This is a genomic window from Robinsoniella sp. KNHs210, assembly GCF_000686105.1.
In the GTDB taxonomy this organism is placed as follows: domain Bacteria; phylum Bacillota; class Clostridia; order Lachnospirales; family Lachnospiraceae; genus Robinsoniella; species Robinsoniella peoriensis.
Genome location: NZ_JMLZ01000002.1, coordinates 3,893,419 through 3,908,346 on the forward strand (window position 1 = coordinate 3,893,419; position 14,928 = coordinate 3,908,346).

A 14,928-nucleotide genomic window follows, 5' to 3' on the forward strand; every position below is an offset into this window, starting at 1 on the left:
TTATGAATTTACCGGAAGCTTTTATAGAAAAAATGAAAATGATACTGGGAGATGAGTTTGACGATTTTTTAAAAAGTTATGATGCACCCCGCAATTTTGGGCTGCGTGTTAATACGGCAAAACTCTCTGCCGGGGAATTCGAACGGATTGCCCCCTTTCACCTGACAAAGATCCCCTGGGTGGAAAACGGCTATTATTATGAGGAGCAGGATACACCGGCAAGGCATCCATTTTACTATGCAGGCATGTATTACCTTCAGGAACCAAGTGCCATGACTCCTGCATCAAGACTTGCAGTTGAGCCAGGGGAAAAAGTGCTGGATCTATGTGCGGCTCCGGGTGGAAAAGCCACGGAATTAGGTGCTAAGCTCAGAGGAGAAGGGCTTTTGGTTGCCAATGATATCAGTGCATCAAGGGCTAAGGCACTTCTGAAAAATGTAGAGGTATTTGGAATCCCGAATTCTTTTATCACAAATGAGATACCCGGAAAGCTGGCGGGGCAGTTTGAGGGATTTTTTGATAAAATTCTGGTAGATGCACCGTGTTCCGGAGAAGGGATGTTCCGTAAGGATCCGGCAGTTGCAAAAGTCTGGGATGAACAGAAACCGCTGCTCTGTGCAAAACAGCAGAAAGAAATCATTATGCAGGCGGCAAAGATGCTGCGCACGGGAGGTCAGCTGCTGTATTCTACCTGTACATTTTCTCCGGAAGAAAATGAAGAAGTGATTCAATATCTCCTGGAGGAGTGCCCGGAGTTTGAAATACAGGAGATGCCGGGATATGAAGGATTTTCCGGGGGGCGTCCGGATCTCGTGAAGACGGGTGGCCATCCGGACCTTACTAAATGTATCCGGATCTGGCCTCACAAGATGTCAGGAGAGGGACATTTTATTGCGCTTTTAATGAAAAAAGGACCGTCTGAGGAAGAAACAGCGCAGAAATATGTGAAAGCTAATGGAGTAAAATTAAAAATATCCAAAGCAGACCGCACCATACTGAACGATTTCCTGAAAGATATCTCCATGGATATGGATATAAATTATGTAGAAGTCCGAAAAGGGCAGGTATATTATGTACCGGGTCTGTTAGGAGATCGAAAAGGTCTGGCTTTTCTGAGAAACGGGCTCTACCTTGGAGAATTGAAAAAAGACCGCTTTGAACCCAGCCAGTCATTTGCAATGGCACTTCATAAGGGGCAGTATGTTTCCACCGTAAACTTTAACTGGTCAGACAGCCGTGTAGGAAAATATCTGCGTGGAGAAACTATTTATATTGATGATATGCAAGTGAAGCATAGCAAAGGGTGGCAGCTGGTCTGTATCAATGGATTCCCGTTGGGATGGGGCAAGCTGGTAAATGGGACTTTAAAAAACAAATATCATCCGGGATGGAGGATGAAATAAAGAAATATGAGAAGGTATTGCAGGGCATAGAGCTTTGCAGTGCCTTTTTTTGTGCAATCAGACGATCGGTCTGCAACGATAATAAAATATAATACAAAAATCGTAAAAAAACATAAGTTTAAACTAAAATCCCGCAAAATCTCCAATAAAATCGTAATCAATGCAAAAATTATTAAACTCAAGAAAAAGTCAAATTTGTTACAATATCTATATCAAGCTGCAGATAATCAAATCAGGCAGAAAAGGAGATAGGTTTTATGAGGAAAAAGTTGTATGCGAAACAAATGATAGCCGCTTCACTGGCGGCTGCAATGGTTGTTACGAGTATACCCGTAAATGTTATGGCTGAGGAAGTGTCGGACAGCACGGAAAAGAAGATGATTGCAAATTTCACCTTCGATGGCGAGACACCTCTGGCAGGAGAAGGTGCGGCAGCAGTTCTGATGCGGGATTATACGCTGGTGGATATGGATGACGGGGGAAAAGCATTAAGCCTTGCTTCCTCAACCAAAGACTGGCTGAATGTAACAAAAGCAGACGGAACTCCTTTGCTGGCAGGGAAAGAAAATATTACCATTTCCTATGACAGCAGAGACGATGCGGACTCGGCAAACAGAGGCTGGATATTTTATGCGGCACTTAATACCAATGAGCAAAAGTATCAGCAGGAACATTATCTGGGCATTATCGACAAACAGACAAGCCTGGGAGTAGAACGTTATAACAATATCGGTAAGAGACCGGGCAATAACATTTCAGCACCTACTTCCTCTGAATGGAAGCATGTTGATCTGGTTGTAACAGAGACGGAAACCATACTTTATGTAAATGGTGTAGAAACTGCACGACAGCAAAGTGAATTTAAGCTTTCTGATATATTGGGAGCAGACGGCGGAGTACTGCAGATTGGAAAAGCGAACTGGGAAAAAGGGGAATACTACAGTGGAACTCTGGATAACTTTAAAATCTATGACGGTGCGCTGACAGAGGAGCAGATTGCAGATACCTCAAAAGCAGCTGATGTGGGACTGTTAGCGGATTTCACATTTGATGATTATGAAACCGGATTTACCGGGGGAGAGGCCTCCGCAGCAGCTGCATTGTTTACAGATCATGGAAGTGAATCGCAGGATATGGCACTGAGCCTGGATGGTGGCAGAAGCCGCAGCTGGCTTAATATTACCAAGGATGATGATACACCTTTATTGAAGGATCTTGAAGAAGTTACTATTTCCTATGACAGCAAGGCCGGGACAACCGGAAATGGATGGGCGTTTTTTGCAGCTCAAAGCGGGGCGGCACAGACCCCTAACTATGAAAAATATCTTGGTGTTATAGACAAAACGGACAGTATGAAGGTAGAACGTTTTTATAACGAAGGAACCAGACCCGGAAATGACGTTCTGGGAACCTCTTCAGCGGAGTGGAAGCATGTGGATCTGGTTATTCAGGAAAATGCTACAACTCTCTATGTAGATGGTGTAAAAAGCGAAAATACAAGCGATTATAAGCTGACGGATATATTGGGAGCTGATGGCGGAGTGCTTCAGCTGGGCAAGGCAAACTGGGGAAACGGAGAATATTTCGGAGGTCAGATCGATAATATCCAGATTTATAATTATGCCAGAACGGAAGACGAGATCAAGGATCAGGTAACGGCAGTCTACAAAGCTGGCAGCAATGGTACTCTTCAGGGAGTAACAGAAGAGAAGATCCCAAGAGGCGGCAGCACTACCGGAGTGGAAGCGGTTGCAGACGTGGGATATCACTTTAAAGAGTGGAGCGATGGCGTTACCGATGCGGTGAGAAAAGACGAGAATGTAACCGAAAGTTTCGAAGTAACCGCAACCTTTGAAAAAGATGAGGAGATACCAGATGAGAATCTGATTGCCAGTTTCACCTTTGATGACGAAGAAAACGGATTTGCAGGAGCAGGGGCGAAAGCAACGGTAAATGGAACACCGGTACTGGAAGACAGCTATGATAATGCCGGAAAGGCAATGTCCATAAGCAGTACTAACTGGTTTGGCATCGCCAAAGAAGATGAAACTCCCCTTTTAAAGGGACTGGATGAAATTACAATATCCTATGACAGCAAAGCATCCGGCAGTGGAAATGGATGGGCATTTTATGCAGCGCCAAATCTGAATGCCCAGGTAGGGAATCCTGCAAATGAACACTATCTTGGTATTATGGATAAGGCATCGGGACTTACGGTAGAGCGTTATAACAATACCGGAAAAAGGCCTGGAAATAATATTTCGGCAGGATCTTCCCCGGAATGGAAACATGTGGATCTGGTTGTTACAGAAGATACTTCTACTCTGTATGTGAACGGGGAAAAAGTGGGAGAACAAATCAGTACTTACAAGTTGAGCGACATTCTGGGTGAAAGCGGTGGAATTATTCAGATTGGTAAGGCAAACTGGGGAAGCGGAGAATATTATCAGGGACTCATTGATAATGTAAAGATTTACAATACGGCAAAATCTCCGGAGTTTATCAAAGAACATAGCTCAATTAAAAATCCGGAACCGGTTAAACCTGTTGCGCCGGATGTAGTGGAAGATGGCGGATTATTAGTACAATATGATATGAGTACAATTGAAGACGGAAAGCTAAAGGACGTCAGCGGACTTAAAAATGATGCGAATGCAGTTGGCATGACACAGGAAAATATCCTGGTAGTTGAGGAGGTTCCGGCGTTGAACTTTACCGGAAATAAAAACCAGTACATAGAACTGCCCATGCTGGAAGGTGTTATGGATGAGGAATTTACCATTGAAACAACGGTAAGTACATCCAATGGGGCATATCACTGGCTCTGGTGCCTTGGTTCAAAGGTAAAAGGAACCGGCAACAATTATCTCTATGTAGATCCCTGCTACAGCACAGGCTATGTAAGAGGAGGAATCAAAGGAGAAACAGAGGAACGGATTTTTGGCGGCTGCCACAGTCTTCCAAAAGACGGTTCCTATGGAACGATTACCATTACTTATAAAGATAAAATCCTGTCCTATTATCTGGATGGGGCGATTATAACAACCTTTAAGTTTAATACCAGCGTAAAAGAAATTCTGGAGAATGGAACCGAAAATAACGTTATGGGTTATATCGGACGATCTCTTTGGTCTGCAGATCCAGGTTTAAAAGCAAAAGTAGCAGACTTTAAAATTTATGATAAGGCACTGACCCAGGAGCAGATCTCCCAGACTGCCAGCCGGGATGACAGCGCAAAGGTAGCAGCAGCAAAAGAAGCACTGGAAATCCCAAATGCTGATGATATACGTGGAAATATTACACTTCAGGATGAGCTGGAAGGTGCAGCGATTACCTGGTCCGGAAGTAATGAAGATGTGATTACCTCCAAGGCACAGAGTCAGGATGATATCGTAACACCTGCGGGTGTGGTTACAAGAGGGGAAGAAGATGAGAAGGTTACCCTGACCGCGCAGATCACCAGCGGAGATGTAACGGACAGCAAAACATTTGAGCTGACGGTAAGAAAAGCGGTGAAACAGGATCCATATGTTGCATATCTGTTTGGAAGTTTTACAGGAACAGAAGGCAAAGATACTGATGAGCAGATTTATTTTGCATCCAGTAAGGATGGATATTTCTATACGGATCTAAATGAGTGCAAACCGGTACTGACAAGCACTGTGGGTGAAAAGGGAGTACGTGATCCATTCATTATGCGTTCCGCAGAAGGAGACCGGTTCTATATGCTGGCAACCGATCTGAGCATTTATCACCGGGGAGGCTGGGGACAGGCAATGGGAACCACCACCGGAAGCAGGGATTTGATCATATGGGAATCTACTGACCTGGTAAACTGGTCAGAGCCACGGGCGGTGACAGTATCTTCTCCTACAGGAGGATGTGCGTGGGCGCCGGAAGCAATTTATGACGAGACAACAGGTGAATATGTAGTATACTGGGCAACCAATGATATGACCGATGATATCGGTGACGGCGTTCTTCAGATTTATTATGCGAAGACCAGAGACTTTGTTACGTTCACGGAAGCAAAAGAATATATAACCCGTGGAGCAGATCAATCCATAATTGATACAACCATGATTAAGGGTAACGACGGATATTATTATCGTGCATCAGCAGACGGACAGATCACATTGGAAAGAAGTACTTCCATCTTTGGAAACTGGGAAGTTGTAACCAATCTGGACAGCCTTGGATTAGGCGGGGATATGACCGGCAGGAAACTGGAAGGTCCGGAGCTGTTTAAATTTAATGACGGCACAACCTTTGGACTGTATAGCGACCAGTTTGCAGAAGGAAAAGGATATCTTCCGGTTATTACTACAGATTTAAATGATAAAACCGGAACGGCATGGAAGAAATTAGCATCTGATGAGTACTCTTTTGATACCCTGAAAAAACGCCATGGCACCATTCTGAATCTGACTCAGAAAGAGTATGATGCAGTTATGAAGGCATATGGGAAAGCAGAAGCAGAGGATGACGAAGATGCAGCAGTAACAGAACCATTCGCATATTATCCGCTGACAAATGATCTGAAAGACGGTACAAATAATGGATTTGACGGTGCCCTGACAGGTCAGGCTGACTTTGCAGTTAATGACAAAGGCGGCATTGTATTCCCGGCAGGTACGGCATCCGTAGGCAAGAATTATGTTAAGCTGGATGACGGTATACTTACAAAACTGCAGGATGCAAAAGAATTAACCGTTACGGCATGGGTACGTAATGATGTGACAAATACCAATTCCAATGACCGTTCAACTGTATTTGCTTTTGGAAGTGATGAGAAAAACGGATATGCGTTCTCAACACTGAACTGGGCAAGTGCCAGAACGACATTTATGTTAAACGGCAAAGAAGCCGGAGGCGCATGGGGAGCGCAGGACGGAACCAGTATTCTGGGGGATACACCCGGTAACCAAAAATCACCTCTTGGTTCCTGGTATCAGATCGCTGTGACAATCCGGGATGTAACCGGAGCAGACGGAACACCTGCAACAACACTGAAATACTACATGAATGGAGAACTGTTATGTACGGCAACGACACCTGCATCTATCTCCAGTCTGGGAACACTTACCTATGCTTATATTGGAACCGGCAACAACGATTCCTTTAAGGATTTCCAGGGTGGAATCCGTGAAGTAAAATTCGTGGAATCCATATTGTCCGGAAAGCAGATAAAAGAAAACTATGAGCAGGAAGATGCAAAATACCAGAAAACGGATGCGGAAACTGTAGCAGAAGTAAAAGAAGCTCTGACAATTCCAAATGCAGATGCCATCCTTGGTAATCTTACACTGCCGGCAGAAATGGATGGAACAAAAATTATCTGGACAAGTTCCGATGAGCAGGTTGTCAGCGCAAAAGAAGTTGTAAATGAAAACTATGACAATACCCCGGCGGGCGTGGTTAACAGAGGGGAAAAGGACAAAAACGTTGTTCTTACTGCTTTGATCTCCAAAGGTGAAGCACAGGATACAAAGGAGATAACCGTAACCGTAAAGGCAAAATCCGATATAACAGAAGAAGATTTTGAAGCTTATGTATTTGCTTATTTTAAAGGTGAGGGATCAGCTACAGGCGAACAGATATACTTTGCTACCAGTGAAGATGGCCTGCATTGGAAGGATATGAATGACGGGGAACCGGTGCTCAAATCTGAATTGGGAGAAAAAGGACTCCGTGACCCATTCATTATCCGTTCACCGGAAGGGGACAAATTCTATCTGATCGCAACGGATCTGAAGATTAACGGCGGCAATGGCTGGGGAGCTGCACAGACAGCCGGAAGCCAGAGTATTATGGTCTGGGAATCAACGGATATGGTAAACTGGTCCAATCAGCGTATGGCTAAGGTTGCCCTGGATGATGCAGGCTGCACCTGGGCACCGGAAGCTTTTTATGACGAAAAGACAGGAGAATATATTGTATTCTGGGCATCCAAGACCAGCGCAGACAACTATGGTGTACAGAGAGTGTACTACAGCAAGACCAGAGACTTCTACAGCTTTACAGAACCGGAGCTTTGGATAGAGCTTCACAACCAGGAAGGTAATGCAATCAGCGTGATAGATACCTCCGTGATTTCCGTCATGGAAAATGGTAAGAAAGTATACTACCGTTTTTCTAAAAATGAAGCTGGAGAAGATCATGATGTAAAGGGCGGCACTGGAAAATACACAATCGTGGAAAAGAGTAACTCCTTAATTGGCGGCTGGACCGAGGTAACATCCTTAAAAGACCAGCGCTATGTAGAAGGTGGAACCTGCTTTAAGTTCAATGGAGAGGACAAGTGGTGCCTGCTTCTGGATGACTTTGGCGGAGTGGGATATTATCCGATGATTACAACAGATCTGGGCAGCGGAGCATTTACCAGACTGGACAGCAGTAAGTATTCCTTCCCGTCCACCATGCGACATGGTACCGTTATGTCACTGACCCGTCAGGAGTATGACGCTATCCAGAAAAAATGGTATGATGAAGCGTCCGTAAATACGGAAGAAGAAGAGGAAAATGCAGTACTTAAATATAGCTTTGAAGATGCTGCCGGCAGCAATACCATAAAAGATGATTCCGGAAAAGGCCATGACGGCAAGATTTATGGAAATGCAGCTTATGTAGAGGATCAGGTAAAAGGAAATGTTCTGTATCTGAACGGTACCAAGGGAACTTATGCGGAACTGCCCCAGGGATTCTTTGACGGAAGAAATAAGATGACCATTTCAATGGATGTGAAGGCAGAAATGGTTGACGGAGACTTCTTTACGTTTGGTATTGGTAAAAACAGCAACAGATACCTTTTATTAAAAACACAGAATACACAATCCAGGGTATCGATAACCACCGGTTCTTACGGTTCGGAACAGACCGCCAGCGGAACGACATCTGCCATTAAAGGCAAATGGATGAATATTACTATGGTGGTAACACCGGATAAGATTACAGTTTATAAAGACGGAAAGCTTTTAGGAGAGCAGAAAGTTACGGTTAAGATGGCAGAGCTTGGCACCAACCTGTTTGCTTACCTTGGCAGATCCTTGTACAGCAAAGACAATTATTTCAAAGGTTATTTCGACAATATTGAAGTATATAACCGTGCAATGGAAGCAAAAGAAGTTGCGGATAAGTATGGTGAAAAACCTGCAGCAGAAAAATTCACCATTACTTACAAAGCAGGGGAACATGGCAAAATCAAAGGTACCGCTACCCAGATACTGGAAAAGGGAACGGTTGGCACCAAGGTTGAAGCTGTGGCAGATTCGGGATATGAATTTAGTAAGTGGAGTGACGGCAGTACCCAGGCGGCACGTACCGATCTGGCAGAAAAGGATGTTACTTATACGGCATACTTTGTAAAAACCCAGGTAACACCACCTACCGATGCACCGGAAACAGAAACACCGCCCACAGAGAAACCGTCCCAGCCGTCAACGGAAAAGCCGTCCCAGCCGTCAACAGAAAAACCTTCTCAGCCATCCACGGAGAAACCAAAACCGGCAACACCTGCGGCAAAAAGTGTAAAAATTAACAAAAGAAAAATAACAATTGGGCTGAAAGAAAAAGTAACATTAAAAGCTACTGTATATCCGAAAGGAGCTTCCCAGAAAGTAACCTGGTCCTCCAGCAAGAAATCAGTAGTAAAAGTAAACAGCAAGGGACAGATTGAAGGAAAGAAAACAGGAAAAGCTACGATAACGGTGAAAACAGCAAATAAGAAATCTTATAAGTGTACCGTAACCGTTCGTAAAGCTCCAAGTAAAATTTCTCTAAATACGAAAGACAGGAAATTAAAGGTAGGAAAGAGTTTCCAGCTAAAAGTAAATCTTCCGTCCAAGACGGCAAGCTATAACATCCGGTACTCTTCCACCAGAAAATCAGTTGCAGTTGTTTCTTCCACTGGTAAGATCACAGCCAAGAAAAAAGGAACAACAACAATCAAGGTAAAAGCATTTAACGGAAAGTATAAAAAGATAAAAATCAAGGTAGTAAAAAAATAAGAAACAGATGAAAGTAACACAACAGGACCCATGGCTGATAAAAGGCTGTGGATCCTGTTTTGCATTCTGATCAAAAGATTTCTTACAAAATACATAAAAAAACAAACCCTGTCACGGATAAACACAAAAAGATACAAAATAATCGAAACAAATGAAGAAATAACTCAATTGAATAATTATAGGGGTATGGGATAATTGATATATCAAGTGCGTGTCTGAAAAATCTGCCGCAAATTGTGACCCAAATCTTGCAGAAAGTATTTTTAAGATACGCTCAGCAGTTTTCAGATAGAAAAAGGAGGAAAAGGGTAATGAAAAAGAAAGTAATGGCAGGCATTCTAACTGCTTCCATTCTGCTTCAGGCGGGTATTGTTCCCGGAATGGAACTAAAATCGATGGCGGCAGGGAATACCGTTCCAAAGGAAACGGTGGTAGAAAAGAGTACGCTTGGAAATCCCATTCTCGGATTCGATGATCAGGAGAATCTTACCTATGGGGGAGATCCATCGGTCCTGGTAGACGGAGATACCGTGTATCTCTATGTGGGGCACGATGTGGCACAAAATGAAAGCTATGTTATGCCAAATTATCTATGCTATTCCACCCAGGACATGGAGAACTGGCAATACGAGGGCGTAATGATGGATATGACAGACGTATCCTGGGGCGACAATAACTCTGCCTGGGCAGGGCAGGTGATGAAACATAACGGCAAATATTATATGTATTTCTGTTCCTGGGATAATACGGCATGGGGGAAACAGTCTATCGGTGTGGCTGTATCGGACAGCCCTACGGGACCGTTTCGGGATATTGGTTATTCTATGATTAAGGGATACGTAACAGAACCAGAAACCAGTACCTGGAACGATATTGATCCTACAGCCTGGATAGAGACAGATGAAAATGGAGAAGAACATATCTACCTTTCATGGGGAAACGGACTTCTCTACCTGTGTGAATTGAACCAGGATATGATATCGGTAAAAGACCAGAACCAGGATGGAAAGATTACCATGGGAGATGATATCTGGCAGCAGACCATAGAAGGCATGGATTATACCTATACGGAGGCGCCTTATCTCTACCGCCAGCAGGATGAGGGCGGAAATTATTACGGACCCTATTATCTCTTCTTTGCGGCAAATTGGCGGGAAGGCATGGCATATTGCACCACCGATGATCTCACTGACGGAAAGTGGAATTTTGGAGGCCTGCTGATGCCCCCTACTGCCACTTCCAATACAAATCATCCGGCAGTATTTGATTTTAAGGGAAAAACATATTTTATTTACCACAATGGCTCCCTTCCTCATGGAAGCGGATTTCGGCGTTCCGTGTGTGTAGAAGAATTTTCCATTCAGGCAGATGGAAGCATTGACATGATCCAGGAGACTTCTACGGGCCTGACCGGAAAAGTCAGCCGCATTTATGACTATTCGGGAGTGCCGGTGGCACATGAGAATTTTGTGAACAGCTGGAACGATGGGGATTATCCGATCAGTGCTTCGGTAATGACCAGCCTCAGTGCGGAAATAGAAGATGCCTCCTGGGAGATTGTGCCGGGTAAGGCGGATAAGACGAAAGCATCCTATGTCTCCATTGAATCCTACAATAAGCCGGGACTGTACCTGTCTGCAAAAGGAGAAGAGACAGTGCTGACTCAGGATACATATGGAACTGCCCAGGAGGCAGATAATATGACTTTTCGTACCCTGGAAGGATTTGCAGGTTACGGAGTTACCCTGGAGAGCGTGGCTAAGCCTGGATATTATCTCGCCTGTGAGGATGGAAAGCTGGTATTGCAGACAAATCCAAATGAAAAACAGTGTACGTTTGTCATAGATACAGATGCAGATAAAAAACCGGAAGAACAGGCAAAGTTAAGCGGTATCCGTGTATTAAAGACCAAACGTACTTATCTTGTCGGGGATACCCTGAACACCAATGACCTTCAGGTAATGGCCTGCTATACAGACGGAAGCCGTAAAAAAGTAACGGGATTCAGTACGAATGCAAGTGCACTGGATATGAAGACGTCAGGTGAAAAACCTTTAAAAGTCAGCTATACCGATCAGGGGACAACCGCATCGGCGGATATTAAAATTCTGGTAGAACAAAAACCTTCAGCGTCCAGCGGGCAGGAAACTCCAAAACCGGTGCAGCCGCAAAAGACCATACCTAAAAAAGGTGCAGCTTATACAAGCGGGGGACTGAAATACAAGGTAACGAAATCAGCAGCCAGAAATGGAACGGTTTCTGTGACAGGAACTTCAAAAAAGAATCCGTCATCCATAAAAATTCCGGCTGAAGTAAAAATAAATGGATATGCATTTAAAGTAACCAGCATTCAAAGCAAAGCATTCTATAAAAAGACAAAAGTCAAAACAGTGACAATGGGAAAAAATATAAAGAGCATAGGAAAAAATGCTTTCAAAAATATCAATAAAAAGGCAGTATTTAAGATTCCTTCTTCCAGATATAAAACAATTAATAAACTGATCACTGCAAAGACAGGGTTTGAAAAGAAGACCATGAAACTGAAGAAGATTTCATAATGAGGGGGAGAATGAATATGAAGTTCAGAAAATTATTATATGCAGCTTTTACCGGAGTCATGGCTGTATCAACAGCTTTTTGTGTTCAGGCAGTCACAGCTTTAGCCCAGGAGCCAGATCCTGTGCCGCTGGCATATTATGACTTTAATGACGGAATGGCTGAAGGTCCCCGGGCTATTGTAACGGGGCTTAGCGATTACAAAGGAGATGTAACATTTGCCCGGGGCCGGAGTGATCAGGCAATTGAGCTTGGCGAATATGGCTTGAAAATGAATCAGAAGAATATAGGAGAATCCTATACGATATCCCTGTGGGTAAAACCGGATGCCCCTATCACAGACAATAGTCCAATCCTGTTTCTTGGGTATCATTCACCGGAAAAATGGGTGGCTCTATCCGGCAATAAAGGGGAAAATAATTACAAACTCTGGACCCGGGAAGAGGGCACCTCATATGCCTGGACAGTCATTGCCAAAGCAGACATCCCCTCTGAAGAATGGAGTATGCTTACCCTTTGCGGAAATGGAGAAGAAACAGCCGTTTACGTAAATGGTAAAAAGGTCGGCTATGGATTGGCATCCAGTGCCTTAAGCGGACAAAATCAGGATATTTATCTGGGAGTCAGCAATTGGGATGAAGAATTCAAAGGTCTGGCGGATGATATCAGCATTTATGATCAGGCGCTGACCGATACACAGATCCTGAAACTGTATGGAGACTTTTCTCCGGAGCAGATTCTGGGTGAGGAAGGCTTTCATGTACAGAAGAGCATCCTGCTTATGAAGGATGAAGCGGCAAAGATTAATGTCAGCCTTCCGGCAGGTGTAACACCGGAAGACGTAACGATTACCTATGAGTCTCTGGACAGCACTATAGCAGAAGTAAATGAAGAGGGAATGGTTACCGGACTCCAAAAAGGAAATACTCAGATTACAACTACGGTGAGTATCGGAGAAACAGCCAAAACAGAGACAACTGCGGTTACCGTAAATGACCCGGAAGAAGTAAATGAGAATCTGGCAGTTGAATATCAGATGGCATCTGTTGACGGCGACAGGCTACTTGACATATCCGGACATGGGAATGATGGAACGATTATAAATCCGCAAGGCGTATCCTTTGATACGGAAAATGACCGGGATGTTATGCATATAACAGGGAAAAACAGCTATGTACAGTTCCCGGTATCCATTATGGATGATCTTGCCGATAAAGAGCAGTTTACCGTTGAAGCAACTTACAGCAGAAGCGGCGGTACGAACGCCTGGTTATTCACCCTTGGCTCGAAAGTCCGGAAAAGCGGAGCTAATTATATGTTCTGCTGTCCATCCTTTTCCGGCGGAAATCTTCGGGGAGGAATCAAGGACAGCAATACCGAAATTCTATTCCAGAATACACCGCTGAATAAAAATGAGGAATATTACACTGTATTTATGGTATTTGACCGGGGAACCATCACCCTCTATGTGGACGGAATTAAAATTGATGAAAAACAGACCGGTTACAGCATCATGGATGATGTAGTAACTCCGGGTACGGAAAATGACATACTGGGATACATAGGAAAATCCTGCTGGACAGGTGACGATAATTTCCAGGGCAAAATTTCATCCTTTAAAATTCACAATAAAGCCTTGTCCGATTTAGATGTGGCAGGAACAAATTCCGCTTACCGGGAAGCCATTCAGGAAAAGCTGGATAATGCGGTAACGGATAGCATATTGCTAGGAAGCAGAAATGGAAGTATGGATGCAGTAGCTTATGATTTAAAGCTGCCTTTAAAAGTTAATGCCATGGATGTAGTCTGGGAATCATCGGTGCCTGAGGTAGTGACGGGGCTGGGAAAAGTTAACAACCCATCCGCTGATACCCAGGTGGTTCTCACAGCCAGAATGGTTACAGCCGAAAAGTCATTTACCGTGAAGGTAAAGGCACTGAATCTAATAGAGCTCAATGCACTTGTACAGGATGCACGGTCTTATGATACGCCGTATTTAAGTGCTATATCCAGGAAACAGTTATATGCAGCACTGGAGTCAGCAGCGGGGATTGTTTCCCAGGGGGAAGCAGATGCAGCAGCCGCCATGTTAAAAAGGGCGGTGAAGAGCCTGCGCTTTGAGAACAGCTATGACAGTGTATGGGATACGCTGAAAAAAGCCGAGCCTGCTTCTAAAGTATCATTAAAAGTAAAGGGAACAGCAACGATATTCCGCCTGCCGGATCAGTTAAAAAATAGCGTTACCGTAAGCTACAGTTCCAGTGCTCCGGATGTGGTGAAATATGAAAATGGTACAGCAGTTGCACAAAAGGCAGGGTATGCACTTCTCACTGCCAGAGTTATCTCAGGGGCAGATGGATATCCGATGGATTTTATAACGATAGCAACAGTTGAGGAAGAGAAACAGCCTCCAGCAGCAGTTGTGGATTTGTCAAAGGTGACTGCAAAATCCGCAAAGACTAAAATTGCAAAAGGATCTGCAACGAAGATAGCAGTCAGCTGTCCAAATGAAGTCAAAGCCAAAAATCCCAAGATAACTTATCAGGCATCCGGTGCAGTTACAGTAAATTCCAGTGGAAAAGTAACGGGAAAGAAAACCGGAAAAGGGACTGTTAGAGTAACGGTTGCAGTTGATGGAAAGAGTATTACACGATCGGTCAGTATATCGGTGGGTGGAATAACCGGAAAAAGCAGTGTAAAAGCAAAAAAATCAATTACCTTAAAAGTTGCCGGTATTTCAGGTAAAGTGAAATGGTCGGTAAATAATAAAAAAGTAGCCCGGATATCGGCAAAAGGTAAAATGAAAGCTTTAAAAAAAGGCGGAGTTGTGGTAACAGCAAAGGTATCAGGGGTGACCATGAAGAAGACAATCAAAATAAAATAGAACTTCAGAGCTTCCGGAAATGATCTGCAGGTCTGCCTGTGGGCAGAGGTTCCGGCTTGCAGACTGAAGAGAATTTCAA

Annotated in this window: 5 protein-coding genes; all 5 read left to right on the forward strand. The window is 44.0% G+C overall.

From position 1 onward, the window contains the following. Positions 1-2 precede the first annotated feature (2 nt). The 5 genes from CD03_RS0123465 (at position 3) to CD03_RS0123485 (ending at position 14,849) form a co-directional block, all read left to right on the forward strand. Positions 3-1,403 carry an RsmF rRNA methyltransferase first C-terminal domain-containing protein gene (locus CD03_RS0123465; RefSeq protein ID WP_027295715.1) on the forward strand — a complete coding sequence of 467 codons (1,401 nt, stop codon included), beginning with the start codon at positions 3-5 and terminating at the stop codon, positions 1,401-1,403. Positions 1,404-1,660: 257 nt separating this feature from the next. Further along, positions 1,661-9,409: a LamG-like jellyroll fold domain-containing protein gene (locus CD03_RS38035; RefSeq protein ID WP_044289619.1), complete on the forward strand. Its 7,749-nt coding sequence runs from the start codon at positions 1,661-1,663 to the stop codon at positions 9,407-9,409. A gap of 211 nt (positions 9,410-9,620) precedes the next feature. Next, positions 9,621-9,701 carry a DUF6783 domain-containing protein gene (locus CD03_RS40155; RefSeq protein ID WP_394910253.1) on the forward strand — a complete coding sequence of 27 codons (81 nt, stop codon included), beginning with the start codon at positions 9,621-9,623 and terminating at the stop codon, positions 9,699-9,701. A 19-nt stretch (positions 9,702-9,720) separates the two neighbouring features. Beyond that, on the forward strand, positions 9,721-11,967 hold the full coding sequence (locus CD03_RS36415) for a family 43 glycosylhydrolase (protein ID WP_052377941.1): 2,247 nt from the start codon (positions 9,721-9,723) through the stop codon (positions 11,965-11,967). A 17-nt stretch (positions 11,968-11,984) separates the two neighbouring features. Beyond that, positions 11,985-14,849: a LamG-like jellyroll fold domain-containing protein gene (locus CD03_RS0123485; protein WP_027295717.1), complete on the forward strand. Its 2,865-nt coding sequence runs from the start codon at positions 11,985-11,987 to the stop codon at positions 14,847-14,849. The last annotated feature ends 79 nt before the right edge of the window (positions 14,850-14,928 follow it).

Bases quoted from the DNA above. Each gene is read 5' to 3' on its own strand.
- CD03_RS36415 (WP_052377941.1), top strand. From the start codon at position 9,721: ATGAAAAAGAAAGTAATGGCAGGCATTCTAACTGCTTCCATTCTGCTT.
- CD03_RS0123465 (WP_027295715.1), top strand. From the start codon at position 3: ATGAATTTACCGGAAGCTTTTATAGAAAAAATGAAAATGATACTGGGA.
- CD03_RS38035 (WP_044289619.1), top strand. From the start codon at position 1,661: ATGAGGAAAAAGTTGTATGCGAAACAAATGATAGCCGCTTCACTGGCG.
- CD03_RS0123485 (WP_027295717.1), top strand. From the start codon at position 11,985: ATGAAGTTCAGAAAATTATTATATGCAGCTTTTACCGGAGTCATGGCT.